The sequence below is a fragment of the Acinetobacter sp. CIP 101966 genome (genome assembly GCF_000369725.1).
GTDB classification, from domain to species: Bacteria; Pseudomonadota; Gammaproteobacteria; order Pseudomonadales; family Moraxellaceae; genus Acinetobacter; species Acinetobacter lwoffii_Q.
In genome coordinates this window covers 1,291,383-1,309,250 of the sequence record NZ_KB850160.1, presented here as the reverse complement: position 1 = coordinate 1,309,250, position 17,868 = coordinate 1,291,383, and the positions used below count along the sequence as shown (strand labels likewise).

Sequence of the window (17,868 nt, the reverse complement as noted above, 5' to 3'; positions counted from 1 at the left end):
TCAAGCTTACATAAAACCTTCAATTGGCAGCAAAGACACCAGCTTAAGGCCAGCTTTCTGATACCATTTCATTTTTGGTTCTTTGGTAAATGTTTGAACGTCACCATTGGCTTTCTTGATTTTCCAGTTAATGTTCTGATTCGCATCGAGTACCAGTTTATACGCATATTTGCTTAAATTTTTGTCCATAGTGTCGTGTACTGCACGTGCCAAAGACGGACTGTTTAGCAATACGCCAATTTCAGTATTCAGATAAGCCGAACGCGGATCAAAGTTAAAAGAACCAATAAACACCTGTTTTTGATCCAGCGCCATCAATTTGGCATGCAGGCTGGAACGACTCAGTCCTTTCAGGCTGACTTTGGCTTTTTTCGAAATTTCCTCAGTATTGGCATTTAGGTGATTAGCTTCTGGCGCTGCCAAGAACTCATACAGCTGAACCCCATTTTCCAATAGATCCTGACGATATTTGGCATAAAAGGCATGCACCACAGCAACGTCGTTGGCCTTAAAAGAATTGGTCAGGACGCGAACCTTGATATTTTCATTCGCCAGTTTCTTTAAACGGTCTGCACCAATTTTTTCCGGAACGAAATAGGCAGAGACAATATCGACACTTTGTTCAGGTTTTTCCAGACGCTGTAATAACTGGAAATTGAGATGTTCTTCGGTTTTGGCTTTGGCTTTGATTTTGCTCGGTGGGTCTTTGACTACTTCGGCTTCAACCCAATCCAGCTGAATGTTTTGTTCCAGCCATTGGTCAAAGGCTCTGGAACGATTGGCCAGATCCAGATAATTTTGAGTCGCTGGATCCTGACTATGGGTTTCTAGCTGCTGTTTTAAGCTTGGAAAACGTAAAGCATGATGCCGTGGATTCACAACCTCTTGCACCGGATAGGCATAATCATCATTCCAGTATTCATCGAAGGAATGAATGATTTCATCCGATGCTGCACCGACCAGCATCACATCGACATCGGAGAACTGATAGCTTTCACTGACATTATAATACTGGTTGCTCATATTGCGCCCGCCAATCAAGGCAATCTGGTTATCGGCAATAAAGCTTTTATTATGCATGCGGCGGTTAATGCGTTTTAAATCCAGCACCATGTCCATGGCGCGGTATTTACGGAAGCGATAGGGGTTATACAGTTTGACATCGATATTCTGATGCTGGTTTAAGGCCAGATAAATCCCTTCCATTTTCTTGGCATTATTGTCATCCATCAACAGGCGCACTTTTACGCCACGATCCGCTGCCTGAATAATCGCATGCAGGGCGAGGGCACCGATCCGGTCGTTATCCCAGATGTAATATTGCAGATCCAGACTGCGTTCCGCTTTATTAATCAGCTGAATCCGCGCAGCCAGTGCTTCAAGCGGATCATACAGCACGCGATAACCGGTCAACCCGATGTTCTGATCACGTAAAGGTTCAACAATTTGTGCCAGGCTGGTTTGCGATGTATCCGTTTCAAATGCCATCTGGCTTGGCTGTTCGGTTTGCTTGGGTAAGGTGCTACACGCAGGTAGACCCAGAACCAGACTACAGCTCAGTAAAATGCCGGCTTTATAGCGATGAGTACGTATAAAACTTGAGGATTGAAGATGAACTTGATCGCGGGGAGCAGTGGCCATATAAGTCGAAGAATGAAAAATTAGAATTGAGTATAATTGCCAGCTATGAAAAGATAAATATAAAGCCAGTAATCTGCTGCTCGACTGAATAAGGCCAATTTATGTGGGATTCGAATTCCGTACTGTTTTATTTTTATTTGGGAATGGCGATTTTAGCCATCTGGGCTGTGGCTCAGGCATGGTCGAGCCAATCACGTACCGAAACCATTCATCCCTTTAAAGCTTTTGGTCATTTGCTGGCTTTTTATCTTGCCTATTTATTAATCCCTTTGGTTTTCTTCAGTATTTATGCTGGATGGACGGGGTATTATTCGCTGCATGAAGCTATTTTTGTATTTTTGCTTAGTGGGGTTTTGACTTATGCACGCTTTATCGAGCCGCATTTAATTCAAGTGAAAACGACACAATATCAGATCAATGCAGATAAACGTTTAAAGCAGCCAGTAAAAATCGCCCTGATTGCAGATTTGCATATCGGTCTGTTTTCGGGTCATGAGCGTCAGTTGCGACAAATTGTACACAAATTAAATCATATTCAACCTGATTTGGTGGTGGTTGCTGGCGACTGGACTTACGAGCCAGAAAATAAACTGGCACAGGAATTGGCAGTTTTAAAAGAGATTCACGCTCCGGTCTATTCAGTCAATGGTAACCATGACGAGCAATATCCCGGACCGCCGATTCGCGAACTGTTGCACTATGCACTGCAAGTCAATCAGGTCATGGATATCGAAGGTCAAATTGTCGAATTTGATGAATTCCGACTTTTGGGCGTGGGTGATCTCTGGGCTGGTAAAGCCGATATGCGCAGTTTGCCCGAATTGCCTCAGGACAAGCCTTGGGTCATTCTGTCGCATAACCCGGATACGGTCGATATGATTCCAAAACTGCCAACGCGTCCTTTAATGCTGTCCGGGCATACTCATGGCGGACAGGTGGAGCTGCCTTGGCTAACTAATTACGTCATGAAAAAGGTTTCAATTTTGGGACATAAAAAGGGTATGTACCGTCATGAACATGCAGATGTGTTCGTGACTGTTGGTACCGGCTTGGTCGGTGTACCTTTCCGTTTTCGGGTGCCGCCTACCATTGATATTATTGAACTGATTTAAATTCAGTCGGCGTGCTGTACTGTATTAACTGATGATCCAGACCAGAATCAGCAACACCACTGCGATGGCCGCCATCATCCAGATTTTCTTTTCGATTTTGCGGGTCGGCACATTTTCACGTAATTGCTGTGCAGTAATTTCAGCTTCTGTGGATGTGCTCAAACTAGGATGGGTGGGGATTTCTAAGGGTGGTGTCACCAGGTCGATATCACCGGCATCATCACTAAAGCGTGGACCGGTACTCTCAGGCTTCATGACCACATCATGTTCCCGCACAATTTCATCAATCACTTGCAGTGCCTGAGCTTCATCCAAGGGTGTATTCTCGGTGATATAGCGAACAGCTTCTAATTTTTTATCATCTTCTAGCAAAATAATGATATTGACCAACTGCTCCTGCGATAGGTATTCAATAAGATCCTGCATGGTCTTGCCTCATGTTTTGAATTGAGTTCATTTGATTGTTGAGAAAATTTAACGAGATAAGTAGCCGAGTTTTGTTGTGAAATCATAAAAAAGCCAGCATCGAGTGCTGGCTTTTGAATCGATCTAGAACCTTAGATCTGATTATTTACATCATCATTCTTGGTTTCACGAATCAGCAAAAATGCGACAAGCGACAGGATAGATGCTGCGGTCAGGTAATAACCGACTGCAGACAAACCATAGGCCGTTGCCAGCTTGGTTGCGATTAGCGGTGCAAATGATGCGCCGAAAATACCTGCCAAGTTAAAGGTTAATGCAGAACCCGTGTAACGTACTGAAGTCGGGAAGATTTCAGACAATACAGTACCGATTGGCCCATAAGTTAAGCCCATGATCGCCAGACCAATACACAAGAACAGGAACACCACCAAGGTGCTGCCAGATTCAAGCATATCTGCAAAGAAGATACCGAAAATCGCAGAAATGACACATACTGCAATCGAAGTAGTCTTACGGCCAAATTTCTCGGCCAATACTGCTGAAAGCGGGATAAAGGCAGCAAAACATAGGGTTGCAACTAACTGCAATTGCAGGAATTCTTCACGAGAATAACCTAGCTGTTTAGTACCCCATTGCAATGCAAATACTGTGGTGAGGTAGAACACCACGAAGGTACAAATTGCAGCGATGGTGCCGAGTATCAGCATGCGAGAATGTTTTTTGAAGACTTGAACAAATGGAATGTTCACTTCTTTTTGTTTATCTAGCACCTTTTGGAATGCCGGGGTTTCATGCAGTTTTAAACGAATCCATAAACCGACAATCACCAGCAAGGCACTTGAGATAAATGGAATACGCCAGCCCCAAGCCATAAAGTCAGCCTCAGACATGAAAGCGCCCAACGTCAGGAAAGAACCTGTTGCCAGAATAAAGCCGATTGGAGCACCCAGTTGCGGGAACATGCCATACCAGGCACGTTTACCTTCAGGTGCATTCTCGGTGGCAAGAAGTACTGCACCTGACCATTCACCACCCAGCCCCAAGCCCTGACCTAAACGACAGAGTGCAAGCAAGAGTGGTGCAGCAATCCCGATTTGCGCATAAGTGGGCAAGAGGCCAATCGCAACGGTGGAAATACCCATGGTCAGCAAGGCAGCGACCAATGTGGCTTTTCGCCCGATCCGGTCACCCAAATGACCAAAGAGTGCCGCACCAATCGGGCGGGCAATAAAGGCAATGGCGAAAGTGGCAAGCGACTGAATGGTGGCAGTCATCGGATCTGTACTTGCAGGGAAGAACAGATATGGAAAAATAATGACAGCAGCAGTGGCATAGATATAAAAATCGAAGAACTCGATTGTAGTACCGACCAAGCTCGCGGTTAAAACGCGAAATTTTGAATTTTGTGCTGGCTGAGCAGCAGAATTAGACGACGCCATGAAGAACCTTACACTTACTAAAAATAAAAAAGCTTAGTTTTAAAAGCGTAATCTTTTTAAAAAAGGCGTAATTTTTTAAAAAAACAACTGCAATCTTCTCGCTTTAACTCGCTCAGGGTCACTGAAATGAAAAAGAAGATGATTAAATCACGTAAAGATAGATAGACAGAAAATGTGATCCTGCGCCTATCAATACAAATATGTGCCAGATAGCGTGGGTATATCTTACTCTTTTTAAAGCGTAAAACAATGCACCTACGGTATAAGCCAATCCGCCAATGATCAGAAAGGTCAAAGATTGAGCACTGAGATATTGTTGCATATCATCCATCACCAGTAGCGCCAGCCAGCCCATGGCCAGATAAGCCGCCAAAGAAATTTTCTGGAAACGATGAATGAAAACGAACTTGAACAGTGTACCAATGAGGGCGATCACCCAGAGTGCAATCAATAAATACTGGGCTTTGGCTGTTGGAATGGCAATTGACAGGAAAGGCGTATAGGTTCCGGCGATTAAATAATAAATTGCAGTATGATCAACTTTTTTATAAAAATAACGACGGTCTGCTGAGGTGGCCATGTGATAGAGCATCGACGCAGAGAACAGCAAGATCATGCTCAGCGCGTAGACCCAAAGTCCAATCCATTGTCCAGTACTGAGATAAGACCCTTTAATAATCAAAAGAATACCAGCAATTACCGATAGTCCAGCACCCACAGCATGACTGATATAATTAATTCGTTCCTCAGTGTGATCATAATCTGGAACCAGCGGCGCATTCTGCATGATTGTCATTCTTCTTTAAAATATACATTTGTATAGTAATTCAATTTTGCTTTTAGGTTAAGAAGATTTAAACTTGAGGGGCAATTCATTTCAGGTTTTATCTATGTCAACGTTGGCAACTCTCTCAGACCAAGAACAGCAGTTTTTAGATGTATTTCAGCAAGCTGTTGAAAGTGATCAATTTGATCGTCTGATCTTAAGCCAGTATAAAGGTGAACTGCAGGATTTAGAGAAAATGACCTTGCGAGTCATTTCATTAAATGGGCAAAAAGTAATGAGCTGTCTGTATCGCCATAAAACTCAGGATGTCACCAAAAACTATCCTCTAGCGGATGCACTGGCGCAGGTGACGGCATTATTAGCATGTTGCAAGCAAGCCAATTTGCTGACGCTAGATGAAGAGTTACAGCTAAAAAAAAACAAGAAAAAAGCCATGTTGACCCGTACTAAAAACAAAAACTCGACGCTTCAGGCCAAGTCCGCTGAACAGGGTCATGACCGGATTAAACAACGTCATGTTGATCAGGACAGCATCTTTTTACAGCATCTCGGCATTAGCGATCATAATGCGCAGATCATTCCGAGCATGGCGCGTAAATGGAAACAGATTAATAAATTTGTCGAGATTTTTTCGGGTGCATTGGCGCAGCTCAAGCCACAAGTCGAAGGTCTGCGTGTGGTGGATTTTGGCTCCGGTAAAGGCTATCTGACCTGTGCTTTATATGACTATATGCAAAAACATGGTGAGACGCCGCATGTCACGGGGGTAGAGCTTAATCCGAAAATGGTTGAATTCTGCCAGAATGTCGCGCAGCAATCTGGTTTTGATCAGCTGGACTTTTTCCAGGGGGATGTGCGTACTTATGCGCCAGAACGTCTGGATGTGATGATTGCCTTACATGCCTGTGATGTAGCAACAGATTTTGCGATTCATAGCGGGATTCGCCTGAATGCACAGATGATCATGTGTGCACCGTGTTGTCATAAGGAATTGCGTCCGCAGTTGCAGGCGCCAAAAGTCCTGAGCCCGATGTTACAGTTTGGTATTCATGCCGGACAGCAGGCAGAAATGTTGACCGATACCATTCGTGCTTTACTGCTCAAAGCTTATGGTTATGAAACCAAAGTTTTTGAATTTGTGGCGCTGGAACATACCAGTAAAAATAAAATGATTCTGGCGACAAAACGCAAAGACTATCAACAACCCGATCAGGAAGTTCTGGCACAAATCCAGGCACTAAAAGAGATGTATGGGATCCAGAAACATTCACTGGAATTGTTGCTTAATGATCAATGGGATCAGCAGGGAATTGGTTCTAAATGCTAAATAATCCAGAATTGAAAATAGTGTCCGGCAGCTGGAAGGATTTGGCAACGCCTGCCAAAATGATTCGTGAAGCCGTATTTATTCAAGAACAGCATATAGCAGCTGAAGATGAGTGGGATGCTGAGGATGCGGTTGCTGTACATTTCATTGTTTTTCAGCAGGATCAGGCGATTGCTACAGCACGCTTATTGTCAAATAATAGTATCGGTCGGGTTGCAGTCCTAACCACAGCACGCGGTTTAGGTGTTGGTCAGCGCTTGATGCAGGCCGTGATTGACTATGCGCGTGCAGAGCAGCATAAGTTGGTAAAGCTGTCTTCGCAAGTGCACGCCATTGGCTTCTATCAAGCGCTAGGATTTGAAGCTCAAGGTGATGAATATCTGGATTGTGGAATTCCGCATATTGATATGTATTTAAAGCTTTAATTTTCAGCCATTCAAATACGAAAAAGCGAGGCATTGACCTCGCTTTTTGATGCATAGACTGAATCTGGATCAGTGGCCATGTGCTGCATTTGAGCTGTGCTCGGCATTATCCATATTGGCATGTTCTTCAGCTGACATATTGTGTTCAGCGGCTGTCGTACCTGGATGAGCAGTATTGGCAGCTTCACGTGCTTCACGATCTGCTTGCGCTTTGGCAATGGCTTCTGGAGACATCGTCGGTGCATTTTTAAAAGCGTGTTGCTGGGTAGTTTGTTTATTTTGCTGGCTTGGCATGTAATCCGGTTCATTACTTATCGCGAGCCAAAAAATAAGCATGAATAATCCACCTAAAATACAGAAGATGATAAGTGCTTTCCAGCCCCAAGGAGATTTTTCAGGTGAACTGTGATCAGTCATAGGTCTTACCCACGTGGATATCAAACTTATGTAACTTTATAACATAAATTGATCAAAAAGCAGATCGAAATCTGTCATCAGATGAGTCTATCCAGTGCATTAAGCAAATCCAGAAGATAAAAAAGAGGAAACACGTTCCTCTTTTATTTAAGTGCCTAAGTTATTGAATCGGCTGGGCGTGTGCTGCGCGATCTTTGAGGAGTTGTGGGGCTTTGAAGCGTTCGCCATATTTATTTTCAAGTACTTTGGCACGGGTCACGGCTTTGGCTAAACCATACTGATTCAGGAATTGTACTGCACCGCCCGTCCAGGCGGCAAAGCCAATACCAAAAATGGAACCGACATTGGCATCAACGACAGATTCCAGGACACCTTCTTCCAGACAGCGCACGGTATCTAATGCCTGTACAAATAGGAAGCGGTCAATCATTTCCTGTTCAGAAATATCGTTGTCTTTTTTCCAGTAGCTGAGACCAGACCAGAGCTGCTTTTTGGCATCGGCCGGATAATCATAAAAACCTTGGCCGGCAGCCTTACCTTTACGGTTAAATTCGTGAATCATGCTGTGAATCACCTCATCCGCAGGTGATTTAGTGATGGTCTGACCTTGTGCTTCTAAAGCTTTATATCTTTCATTGGCCACATGTTCAGACAAGGTCAAGGACACTTCATCCTGAATCGCCAACGGACCCATCGGCATACCGGCTTTGAGTGCAGCCATTTCAATTCGCGCCGGATGTACACCTTCTGCCAGCAGGCGTAAACCTTCCTGCACAAAGGTACCAAACACGCGGCTAGTAAAGAAACCACGGCTGTCATTCACCACAATCGGTAATTTGCCAATTTGCTGCACGAAATCGAAAGCTTTGGCCAGCGTTTCTGGCGAGGTATTTTTACCTTTGATAATTTCCACTAGCTGCATTTTATCGACCGGACTGAAGAAATGCAGGCCGATAAAGTTCTGATCATTTTTTGAAGCCTGGGCTAATTCTGTGATCGGCAGGGTCGAGGTATTCGAAGCCATTACGCCGTTGCTGGCAAGATATTGTTCTGCCTCTTGTGTAACTTGAGCCTTGAGCGTGGGATTCTCAAATACGGCTTCAATGATCAGGTCGCAACCGGCTAGATCTGCATTCGATGCAGTTGTTTGAATCAGGCTTAAAACCTGATCTCGTTTCTCGGCTGATAAACGCCCTTGAGCGAATTTTTTATCCAGCAGTTTCTGGCTATAGGCTTTGCCTTTTTCAGCTGCTTCGATTGAAATATCTTTTAATACTACAGGAATGCCTTTGCTGGCAGTGGCATAGGCGATCCCAGCACCCATCATACCCGCACCTAGAATACCGACTTTAGTGGCTTTCCACCTTTCAAGACCTTGAGGGCGACTGGCGCCGGACTTGATTGCATTCAGACCATGCCAGAAGGTGCCAATCATATTTTTAGAAATTTGACCGGTCGCCAAATAAGTAAAGTAACGCGATTCAATGGTCAGGGCAGTATCGACATCGACCTGTGCACCTTCTACCGCAGCCGACATGATCGCTTCAGGTGCAGGGTAGCAGCCTTTGGTTTTATCGCGCAGCATCGCCGGAGCAATTGCCAGCATCTGTGCAACTGCTGGTGTCGAAGGGCTACCACCCGGAATTTTATAGCCTTTTACATCGAATGGCTGCTGAGATTTTAGATTGGCTTTGATCCAGGCAATGGCCTTTTCTAGCAATTCATCTGTACTGTCTGCGATCTCATGAATCAACCCTAAAGATCTGGCTTTATCGACTCCAAACTGTTTGCCTTCCATTAATAAAGGAAGGGCATTTTGCAGACCGAGCAGGCGGACGCTACGGACGATACCACCGCCACCTGGTAATAAACCCAGTGTGACTTCAGGCAGGCCAAATTTGCTTTTAGGGTCATTCAGGGCAATACGATGATGGGCACACAAGGCAATTTCCCAGCCCCCGCCAAGCGCCGTACCATTCAAGGCAGCAACGACAGGAATGCCACGAGTTTCGATATAGCGCATTTGTGCTTTCATCTCTTCAATCATGTTGAAGAATTCAGTCGCATGCTCAGGCGTGGCTTGAATCAGTTCATCCAGATCGCCGCCAGCAAAGAAGGTTTTTTTCGCAGACCGGAAAATGATACCGCTAATGTTTTCATCGGCTTTAAGTTTTTCTACAGTTTCAGCCAAGGCAGCACGAAAATCTGCATTCATGGTATTGGCAGACTGGTTTGGAGAATCAAAAGTTAAAATAACAATATTGTCGGCATTTTTTTCAAACTGAATTGCGCTCATTGTTTTTCTCCTTATACCAGTTCAATAATGGTTGCGATGCCCATACCGCCACCAACACAAAGTGTAGCCAGACCCCGCTTTTTGCCCTGGCGTTCTAACTCGTCCAGTAATGTCCCTAAAATCATCGCACCAGTCGCACCGAGTGGATGTCCCATGGCAATTGCACCGCCGTTGACATTCACCTTGGCAGGATCAATCTTCATTTCATTGATAAAGCGCATCACCACAGCAGCAAAGGCTTCATTGACTTCAAACAGGTCAATATCATCAATTTTTAAACCGGCTTTCGCCAAGGCCTTACGAGCGGCCGGGGCAGGGCCGGTCAGCATAATGGTTGGATCTGCACCGACCAGTGCCGTCGCCAGTACTTTGGCACGTGGCTTCAGACCTTGTTCTTTTACTGCTTGTTCGGATGCGATCAAAACCACAGCTGCACCATCGACAATGCCTGAAGAATTCCCGGCATGATGCACATGATTGATAGCACCCACTTCAGGATATTTTTGCAGGGCAATTGAATCAAAGCCCATTTGCCCCATAGTGGCGAAACTTGGATTGAGTTTGCCTAGGCCTTCTGCGGTCGTTGTCGGTTTGATAAATTCGTCTTTGTCCAGAATCACCACACCGGCTTTGTCTTTTACCGGGATCACGGATGCATTGAAATGGCCATGGGCTTGAGCAGCAGCCGCTTTCTTTTGTGATTGTTCGGCAAACTGATCTACATCTGCACGGCTATAACCGTCAATGGTAGCAATCAAGTCCGCACCAATACCTTGTGGAATAAAGTCACAAGCCATATTGGTTTCAGGGTCCAGTGCCCAAGGACCACCGTCTGAACCCATCGGAACGCGGGACATGGATTCGACTCCACCTGCAACAACCAGATCTTCCCAGCCAGAACGGACTTTTTGTGCGGCCAGATTGACAGCTTCCAGACCGGAAGCACAAAAACGGTTAATTTGCACACCCGCCACATCATTGTCCCAGCCGGCAGCGATGGCAGCCGTTTTGGCAATATCGGCACCCTGATCACCAATTGGGGTGACACAGCCGAGCACGATATCATCTACTTTTGAGGTATCAAATTGATGACGAGCCTGAAGTTCATTGAGTAAACCAGTCAGTAATGAAATGGGTTTTACTTGATGTAAAGATCCATCTTTTTTGCCTTTTCCGCGTGGCGTACGAATGGCGTCAATAATATATGCCTCGCTCATAGCATGTCCCTTTTATTGATTTGATGAAAATTATTCTAATGACTCGAGTGTAATACTTAATTTTTGAAGTGCAATGACGAGAACGGGTCAGATCATTTGAGCGATTTAGCCAATTTTAGTTATAAAAAAGCCTAAGCTAAGGCTTAGGCGGAGAGAACCGATTTTAATTTTTAAATGCGGCTAGGCACCATTTGATCAATGATAACCATGTAATTGGCGATACAGACCCGGAGTTACACCGGTCCATTTCTTGAAGGCACGGTGGAAAGTACTGGTTTCACTGAAACCGACTTGTTGCGCGACATCTTCGAGGGTCAGATCCGGATTAAGTAACAGATGAATTGCGGCATCACGGCGCAGGGCATCTTTCACACCTTGATAGCTTTTGCCTTCGGCTGCCAGACGGCGACGCAAGGTTTGTGGAGAAAGATATAACATCGATGCGACATCATTTAATGTCGGCATTTCTTCCCCAATCTGGCTCTTGAGCACATCACGGATTCTTGAAGTCAGTGAATTGGTATTTTTGAATTTCACCAGAAGTTGAGCTGGCGCTGCTTTCAAAAATTCTTCCAGAGTTTCTTCATTCTGGCGAATTGGCAGGTCCAGATAGTCCGCAGCAAAGGTAATTTCGGTGCGCGGCATGTCGAACTGCATCACTGGTGCAAAGAATAAGGCATCATATTCATCGGCATGTGCTGGACGTGGATAACTAAAATGCACGCGTTCCAGTGGCAGGCGACGCTCAATGAGCCAAGATGCCAAACCATGCCAGATCATCAACATGCTTTCAGTAATGAAATGATCCGGATCCATCGCATTTGGAATAAGTGGTACCAGACGTGCTTCGTGTTTGTCACGTTCCAGAGTCACCGACCAGTCATCACCAAAGAGTTTGTAGAACTGGGAAGATAGTTCCAGTGCATCACCCAGGGTTTTGGCATGAATAATGAGCTGGCACATAATCGCAAAAGTACCCAAGCGGCGTTGCTGTTTGTCAAAGCCGACATGCTCGTCCTGGGTCACCATCCACAACATTTTAATAAAGCGGGTATATTGTTCAGGCGAAATACGCGCTTTGGGCTGATGCAGCAGCTCTGCTTCAATCCCGACGTGAGACAATAAAGTATCGACATCCATGCCCAGACGTTTAACGCCAGATAAGGCAGCATTGACGAAGTGGATACTGATCGTATCACGACTCATGTTTAATCCTTCAGTCTCTTTAATGTTCACTAATAATTGACCTAAATGACGAAAAATAATAAAGCAATGGCAATTTACAAGAATACCTTTGCCATTTTCTTACATATTAGATTGCCGAAACTATCAAGGTAAATGGCTGAACATGACATTGTTTTTGTGCATTTATGTGCCTAAGATGCTGAAAAAAGCAATATAAGTAGAGCAAATACTCCAATGTCATATGTATTAAAAGGATTGAAAATCCTAGATTTTTCTACACTTTTACCCGGCCCGTTTGCCACATTATATCTTGCTGATTTAGGTGCAGAAGTTGTGCATATTGAATCACCAACCCGACCGGACCTGTTGCGATTAATGCCACCCTTTGCCAATGGACAGGCCACTTCACAAAGTTATTTGAACCGAAACAAGCAATCGGTTGCACTGGATTTGAAAGATCCTGCGAATATTGAACTGGTTAAATCCAAGATTGCAGATTATGACATTGTGATTGAGCAATTCCGTCCCGGTGTAATGCAACGTCTTGGGCTAGACTATCAAACCTTAAGCGAAATTAATCCAAAATTGATTTACTGTTCCATTACCGGTTACGGCCAAACTGGCACATATAAAGATAAGGCAGGGCACGACATTAATTATCTGGCTTTATCCGGAATTGCCGGACACAGTGGCCGGATTGAAAATGGCCCACCTGCCTTGGGGATTCAGGTCGCTGATGTTGCGGGTGGTTCCATGCATGCCGTGATTGCGATTCTGGCCGCGGTGATTGAACGTCAGCAAAGCGGAAAAGGGCAATATATTGATATTTCCATGACCGATTGCGTGGTGACGATGAATAATCTGGCGGCTTCAGCCAGTCTGGCCGGTAATCAGCATCAACGGCCTGAATCAGGGTATCTGAATGGCGGTACTTTTTACGACTATTATGAAACCCAGGATGGGCGTTATCTATCGATTGGCAGTCTGGAACCACAATTTATGCAGGGATTGGCACAGGCTTTAGAGCTGCCGATTCTTCTGGAAAAAGGCGCTTCTTATGCCGCTGAAGATCATGCTGTGGTGAAGCAGGCGATTAAGAATAAAATCAAGACCAAGTCATTAGCTGAATGGCAAATGCTGTTTGCCGCGCTGGATGTCTGTGTCGAACCGGTGCTCAGACTTGAGGAAGCGTTACATTCTGATCTGGCTCAGCAGCGGGGATGGATAGTACAGGTGCCACTCAAATCCAGCAGTCAGCAGACCGAAGCACAATTGGCTTGTCCGATTAAATTTTCACGTTCTACGATACGCTATGAGTTTGTAGGACAGCAATTGGGAGAAAGTCAAAATTGGTAATATTCTTAACGTGTTAATTAGATTATTAATGAAATGAGAGGAAATTTTTCCTATATGAAAATAAGTAATAATAATTGAAGATTTTCATCATTATTACTTTAAATTTAATCCAGTGCTGTAAATACCGAGATCCGTGAAACTTTGTCAGGCTTATCAATAAAACCGCTATGAAATATGTATAAAAAGCATTTTATTGATAGTTTTAATCTCGTTATCCTTGCCGACGATATAATAGAAACTACTAGCTGTACGCCATGTATTTATATACTGATTTCGATCAGCAACTGATCAATGAACGTGTTGCACAGTTCCGTGACCAAACGGAACGTTATTTAGCGGGTAAATTGACGGAAGATGAATACCGTCCGCTTCGTCTGCAAAACGGCCTTTATGTACAACGTTATGCGCCGATGTTGCGTATCGCGGTGCCTTATGGTCTGATGAATTCAAAACAATTGCGTAAAATTGCAGAATTAGCCAAAGACTATGACCGTGGCTATGCGCACGTATCAACACGTCAAAATATTCAGTTTAACTGGCCTGCACTTGAAAACGTACCAGACATGTTGCAAGAACTGGCATCCGTTCAGATGCATGCGATCCAAACATCAGGTAACTGTATCCGTAATACCACGACGGATCAGTATGCAGGTGTGGTTGCAGGTGAAATTGCCGATCCACGTCCGACTTGTGAATTGATCCGTCAATGGTCAACCTTCCATCCGGAATTTGCTTTCTTGCCACGTAAATTCAAGATTGCAGTCTCTGCGCTTGAAGAAACTGACCGTGCAGCCACTGCATTCCACGATATCGGTGTGTATATTGTGCGTAATGAAGCAGGCGAAATGGGCTATAAAATCAAAGTCGGTGGTGGTCTCGGCCGTACGCCAGTGATTGGTAGCTTTATCCGTGAGTTCTTGCCGCGTGAAGACCTGATTGCTTATCTGGAAGCAGTCCTTCGTGTGTATAACTTGCATGGCCGTCGCGACAACAAATATAAAGCACGTATCAAGATTCTGGTAAAAGCTTTAACACCAGCAGTATTTGCCGAGAAAGTTGAAGCTGAATTTGCGCATACGATTAAAACACTGAAAATCGATGCAGACACCTTGGCGAAAATGGATGAGAACTTCACGCCATTTGACTACCAAGATTATACAGATGAAGATTTCACTGAACTATTTGCACAATATCCAAAATTCAAACAGTGGTTCAACATCAATACCAATGCACATAAAGTGAAAGGTTATCGTATCGTGACGATTTCACTGAAACGTGCCGGGATTGCACCGGGTGATGTCAGCACAGAAGAAATGAACCTGATTGCAGATCTTGCCGATCAGTACACTTTCGGTGAGCTGCGTACCACGCATGAACAAAACATTTCCCTGGTCGATGTCCCACAAAAAGATTTGTTCGCTGTATGGCAAACCCTTGACCAAAACAACCTGGCACGTGCGCATATCGGTTTCTTGACCGACATTATTTGCTGCCCGGGCGGTGATTTCTGTTCATTGGCGAATGCGAAATCCATTCCGATTTCTGAAGCAATTTCACGCCGTTTTGATGACCTGGATACGATTTACAATTTAGGCAAACTGGATCTGAATATTTCAGGTTGTATGAATGCTTGTGGCCATCACCATGTGGGTAATATTGGTATTCTAGGTGTAGACAAGAAAGGCGCTGAGTTCTACCAGATCACTTTAGGCGGTAATGCCGATCATGATGCGTCAATTGGTGACATTCTTGGGCCATCATTTGCAGCCGAAGTCGTGCCGGATATCGTAGAAGAAATTTTGAATACTTATCTTGACCTGCGTCAGGATGGTGAAGAGTTTATCGATACTTATCGCCGTGTCGGCATTCAACCATTCAAGGAGCGTGCATATGCTTAATACCGCACTTCAAGTGCTCTCTAAAGATGGCACGATTGCAGACAATACCTATCAATTGATGGGTGAAGATGGTGTTTTACCACAGGGTGATGTGGTTCTGACTGTGGATCAGTTAGACCAGATTGCCAATGTGACAGGTAAAAAAGCATTGTACTTAACCGTAGATGCTTCGCCTGAAACCAATGAGTTTCCATTGGATCAGCTAGATGCAATCTTTATTGAGTTTGCCGGTTTTAATGATGGTCGTGGTTATTCATTTGCAGCACTTCTTCGCCGTCAGGGTTTCCAAGGCGAATTGCGTGCTACTGGGGATGTATTCAAAGATGTTTTGAACTACATGAAGCGTTCAGGTTTCGACACTTTCGTGATTAAAGAAGGTAAAGATATTCAGGAAGCGGCTGCCGGTTTGAATGATTTCAAAAATCCGTACCAGGCATCAACTGCGGTTGCACAGGCACATTATCAAACAGGTGCTTAATTTAAATTAAGTTGCTGTCAAAAAGCCGGATTGATTCCGGCTTTTTTATATCTTGATAAAAACCTTTAATTTTCTTCAAGTTGACAGTTGATCATCCAGTGAATTCCAAACTGATCGCTAAAGGCAGCATAAAGTGCGCCCCAAAAGGTCTTTTCTAGCGGCATCTCAATTTGACCATTCACCGATAAAGCATCAAAGAGTCGTTGTGCTTCAGCTTGTTCGCTGGCATCTAAGTTAATGGAAATATAGTGGTTATTACCTTGAATGAAAACGGTATTGTTTTGTGCACAAAATTGATCATTCGTATCGGATGCCATCAGTTCTGTAAATTCGTTAATGGGAAGTGAGATATGCAAGATTTTATTTTTATCCACTTCCGACAGTGTGACACCTTCTTCAGCTGGCATTTCACCATAACGACTCAGACTTGAAAATTCGCCTCCAAAAACTGATTTATAAAAGTTAAAGGCTGCTTCAGCCTGACCTTGGAAATTGAGGTAATGATTCAGTTGCATGGGAGAACTCCCTTTTTATTTTGCTTGCTTTAATCTACGCCACTTTGTGGTATTTTGCGCGAGCAAGCTTTATCAAAATGTAAGCGAAAAAAATCCTCCAGATCAGGAGGATTTTTAACTCCCTCTCCTTATGGGAGAGGGATGGGGTGAGGGAAGAGGTTACAGTAATTCAATCGCTACAGCAGTCGCTTCACCACCACCGATACAGAGTGCAGCGATGCCTTTCTTGCCACCCGTACGTTTCAGCGCATGAATCAAAGTCAGGATAATACGTGAACCGGTTGAACCCACAGGATGGCCGAGAGCACATGCACCGCCATTGATGTTGACTTTTTCAGGATCTAGCTTGAACTCATCCATTGGGCACATGGTCACCATGGCAAAGGCTTCATTGATTTCCCAAAGGTCGACATCAGAAGCGGCCCATCCAGTTTTATCTAGCACTTTCTGGATTGCACCGACTGGAGCAATAGTAAACTCAGATGGATGTTGCGAATTCGATGCATAGGCAACAATTTTAGCCAAAGGATTCAACCCTTTTGCTGCTGCATTGTCAGCCGAGGTAATTACTAAAGCTGATGCACCATCTGAAATCGAGCTGGCATTAGCCGCCGTAATCGTACCGTCTTTAGCGAAAGCAGGACGCAAAGTTGGAATTTTATCGATGTTGGCATTGAACGGCTGTTCGTCTTTATCAACGACTACATCACCTTTACGTGTTTTTACCGTAACTGCTACGATTTCATCAGAAAAATAGCCTTCATTCACAGCAGTTTGTGCACGTTTCAATGAGCGAATGGCGAAATCATCCATCTGTTCGCGAGTATAGCCTTTGGTATTTGCCATATCTTGGGCAAATGAACCCATCAAACGACCTGTCTCAGCATCTTCAAGACCATCTAGGAACATATGATCTTTAATTTCGCCATGTCCCATGCGGAAGCCGCCGCGCGCTTTCGGCAATACATAAGGCGCGTTGGTCATTGATTCCATCCCCCCTGCAACCACAATATTTGCAGAACCGGCTTTAATCATATCGGCTGCTTGCATCACCGCTTTCATGCCAGAACCACAGAGTTTGTTAATGGTCACAGCACCCGTTGAATCCGGAAGGCCGGCTTGACGCATCGCTTGACGGGCAGGGCCTTGTTTCAAACCCGCAGGAAGGACACAACCCATAATGACTTCTTCAATATCTGCTGCTTGTAAGCCTGCGCGAGCAATCGCTTCTTTAATTGAAGCCGCACCCAGTTCAGGTGCAGTTACACTGGCAAGGCTACCCTGAAAGCCACCCATGGCTGTGCGTGCACCATTGACAATTACGATATCAGTCATTGTTATATCTCCGT

The 17,868-nt window shown here is 44.6% G+C and carries 16 protein-coding genes; 6 read left to right on the top strand and 10 right to left on the bottom strand.

Translation table 11 applies throughout. From position 1 onward, the window contains the following. Positions 1–6: 6 nt before the first annotated feature. Entirely contained in the window at positions 7–1,641 is a 1,635-nt protein-coding gene (locus tag F891_RS12360) for a phospholipase D family protein (RefSeq protein ID WP_005263659.1), read from the bottom strand. Between the two features lie 101 nt (positions 1,642–1,742). Here F891_RS12360 and F891_RS12355 point away from each other — a divergent pair, with 101 nt between their 5' ends. Next, the gene (locus F891_RS12355) at positions 1,743–2,753 is read left to right on the top strand and encodes a metallophosphoesterase (RefSeq protein WP_005263658.1); all 1,011 of its coding nucleotides are present in this window, start codon (positions 1,743–1,745) and stop codon (positions 2,751–2,753) included. Between the two features lie 24 nt (positions 2,754–2,777). Here F891_RS12355 and F891_RS12350 read toward each other — a convergent pair whose 3' ends face one another. From F891_RS12350 to trhA, 3 genes are all read right to left on the bottom strand, one after another. Beyond that, positions 2,778–3,179 carry a hypothetical protein gene (locus F891_RS12350; RefSeq protein WP_005263657.1) on the bottom strand — a complete coding sequence of 134 codons (402 nt, stop codon included), beginning with the start codon at positions 3,177–3,179 and terminating at the stop codon, positions 2,778–2,780. Between the two features lie 131 nt (positions 3,180–3,310). Further along, the gene (locus F891_RS12345; RefSeq protein ID WP_005263656.1) at positions 3,311–4,618 is read right to left on the bottom strand and encodes an MFS transporter; all 1,308 of its coding nucleotides are present in this window, start codon (positions 4,616–4,618) and stop codon (positions 3,311–3,313) included. Positions 4,619–4,760: 142 nt separating this feature from the next. Next, the gene (gene trhA, locus F891_RS12340; protein ID WP_005263655.1) at positions 4,761–5,405 is read right to left on the bottom strand and encodes a PAQR family membrane homeostasis protein TrhA; all 645 of its coding nucleotides are present in this window, start codon (positions 5,403–5,405) and stop codon (positions 4,761–4,763) included. 103 nt (positions 5,406–5,508) lie between these two features. Here trhA and F891_RS12335 point away from each other — a divergent pair, with 103 nt between their 5' ends. Together F891_RS12335 and F891_RS12330 are read left to right on the top strand one after the other, a co-directional pair. Continuing rightward, a complete protein-coding gene (locus F891_RS12335) occupies positions 5,509–6,732 on the top strand; it encodes a class I SAM-dependent methyltransferase (RefSeq protein WP_005263654.1) in 1,224 nt (407 codons plus the stop codon). Next, positions 6,726–7,157: a GNAT family N-acetyltransferase gene (locus F891_RS12330; RefSeq protein ID WP_005263653.1), complete on the top strand. Its 432-nt coding sequence runs from the start codon at positions 6,726–6,728 to the stop codon at positions 7,155–7,157. The genes F891_RS12335 and F891_RS12330 overlap by 7 nt, the downstream gene beginning before the upstream one ends. A gap of 69 nt (positions 7,158–7,226) precedes the next feature. Here the strand turns inward: F891_RS12330 and F891_RS12325 are convergent, their stop codons facing one another. The 4 genes from F891_RS12325 to F891_RS12310 form a co-directional block, all read right to left on the bottom strand. Continuing rightward, a complete protein-coding gene (locus F891_RS12325; protein WP_005106128.1) occupies positions 7,227–7,574 on the bottom strand; it encodes a hypothetical protein in 348 nt (115 codons plus the stop codon). Between the two features lie 160 nt (positions 7,575–7,734). Beyond that, the gene (locus F891_RS12320; RefSeq protein WP_005263652.1) at positions 7,735–9,870 is read right to left on the bottom strand and encodes a 3-hydroxyacyl-CoA dehydrogenase NAD-binding domain-containing protein; all 2,136 of its coding nucleotides are present in this window, start codon (positions 9,868–9,870) and stop codon (positions 7,735–7,737) included. Between the two features lie 11 nt (positions 9,871–9,881). Beyond that, positions 9,882–11,087, bottom strand: coding sequence for an acetyl-CoA C-acetyltransferase (locus F891_RS12315; RefSeq protein ID WP_005263651.1), 1,206 nt, complete (start codon positions 11,085–11,087; stop codon positions 9,882–9,884). 195 nt (positions 11,088–11,282) lie between these two features. Beyond that, complete coding sequence (locus tag F891_RS12310) at positions 11,283–12,293, bottom strand: AraC family transcriptional regulator (protein WP_005169495.1); 1,011 nt, start codon at positions 12,291–12,293, stop codon at positions 11,283–11,285. Between the two features lie 213 nt (positions 12,294–12,506). Here F891_RS12310 and F891_RS12305 point away from each other — a divergent pair, with 213 nt between their 5' ends. From F891_RS12305 to F891_RS12295, 3 genes are all read left to right on the top strand, one after another. After that, positions 12,507–13,628, top strand: a complete 1,122-nt coding sequence (locus tag F891_RS12305; RefSeq protein WP_005263644.1) for a CaiB/BaiF CoA transferase family protein — start codon at positions 12,507–12,509, stop codon at positions 13,626–13,628. Between the two features lie 254 nt (positions 13,629–13,882). After that, the gene (locus F891_RS12300; RefSeq protein ID WP_005263642.1) at positions 13,883–15,526 is read left to right on the top strand and encodes a nitrite/sulfite reductase; all 1,644 of its coding nucleotides are present in this window, start codon (positions 13,883–13,885) and stop codon (positions 15,524–15,526) included. Beyond that, positions 15,519–16,004: a DUF934 domain-containing protein gene (locus F891_RS12295; RefSeq protein WP_005263640.1), complete on the top strand. Its 486-nt coding sequence runs from the start codon at positions 15,519–15,521 to the stop codon at positions 16,002–16,004. The genes F891_RS12300 and F891_RS12295 overlap by 8 nt, the downstream gene beginning before the upstream one ends. 65 nt (positions 16,005–16,069) lie before the next feature. Here the strand turns inward: F891_RS12295 and F891_RS12290 are convergent, their stop codons facing one another. Together F891_RS12290 and F891_RS12285 are read right to left on the bottom strand one after the other, a co-directional pair. Continuing rightward, a complete protein-coding gene (locus F891_RS12290) occupies positions 16,070–16,519 on the bottom strand; it encodes a VOC family protein (RefSeq protein ID WP_005263639.1) in 450 nt (149 codons plus the stop codon). 159 nt (positions 16,520–16,678) lie between these two features. Continuing rightward, complete coding sequence (locus F891_RS12285) at positions 16,679–17,854, bottom strand: thiolase family protein (RefSeq protein ID WP_005263637.1); 1,176 nt, start codon at positions 17,852–17,854, stop codon at positions 16,679–16,681. Positions 17,855–17,868: the final 14 nt, after the last annotated feature.

What these genes read in the sequence shown, in the direction of transcription:
- F891_RS12360 (WP_005263659.1), bottom strand. Translation starts at nt 1,641, where the DNA reads ATGGCCACTGCTCCCCGCGATCAAGTTCATCTTCAATCCTCAAGTTTT.
- F891_RS12355 (WP_005263658.1), top strand. Translation starts at nt 1,743, where the DNA reads ATGTGGGATTCGAATTCCGTACTGTTTTATTTTTATTTGGGAATGGCG.
- F891_RS12350 (WP_005263657.1), bottom strand. Translation starts at nt 3,179, where the DNA reads ATGCAGGATCTTATTGAATACCTATCGCAGGAGCAGTTGGTCAATATC.
- F891_RS12345 (WP_005263656.1), bottom strand. Translation starts at nt 4,618, where the DNA reads ATGGCGTCGTCTAATTCTGCTGCTCAGCCAGCACAAAATTCAAAATTT.
- trhA (WP_005263655.1), bottom strand. Translation starts at nt 5,405, where the DNA reads ATGCAGAATGCGCCGCTGGTTCCAGATTATGATCACACTGAGGAACGA.
- F891_RS12335 (WP_005263654.1), top strand. Translation starts at nt 5,509, where the DNA reads ATGTCAACGTTGGCAACTCTCTCAGACCAAGAACAGCAGTTTTTAGAT.
- F891_RS12330 (WP_005263653.1), top strand. Translation starts at nt 6,726, where the DNA reads ATGCTAAATAATCCAGAATTGAAAATAGTGTCCGGCAGCTGGAAGGAT.
- F891_RS12325 (WP_005106128.1), bottom strand. Translation starts at nt 7,574, where the DNA reads ATGACTGATCACAGTTCACCTGAAAAATCTCCTTGGGGCTGGAAAGCA.
- F891_RS12320 (WP_005263652.1), bottom strand. Translation starts at nt 9,870, where the DNA reads ATGAGCGCAATTCAGTTTGAAAAAAATGCCGACAATATTGTTATTTTA.
- F891_RS12315 (WP_005263651.1), bottom strand. Translation starts at nt 11,087, where the DNA reads ATGAGCGAGGCATATATTATTGACGCCATTCGTACGCCACGCGGAAAA.
- F891_RS12310 (WP_005169495.1), bottom strand. Translation starts at nt 12,293, where the DNA reads ATGAGTCGTGATACGATCAGTATCCACTTCGTCAATGCTGCCTTATCT.
- F891_RS12305 (WP_005263644.1), top strand. Translation starts at nt 12,507, where the DNA reads ATGTCATATGTATTAAAAGGATTGAAAATCCTAGATTTTTCTACACTT.
- F891_RS12300 (WP_005263642.1), top strand. Translation starts at nt 13,883, where the DNA reads ATGTATTTATATACTGATTTCGATCAGCAACTGATCAATGAACGTGTT.
- F891_RS12295 (WP_005263640.1), top strand. Translation starts at nt 15,519, where the DNA reads ATGCTTAATACCGCACTTCAAGTGCTCTCTAAAGATGGCACGATTGCA.
- F891_RS12290 (WP_005263639.1), bottom strand. Translation starts at nt 16,519, where the DNA reads ATGCAACTGAATCATTACCTCAATTTCCAAGGTCAGGCTGAAGCAGCC.
- F891_RS12285 (WP_005263637.1), bottom strand. Translation starts at nt 17,854, where the DNA reads ATGACTGATATCGTAATTGTCAATGGTGCACGCACAGCCATGGGTGGC.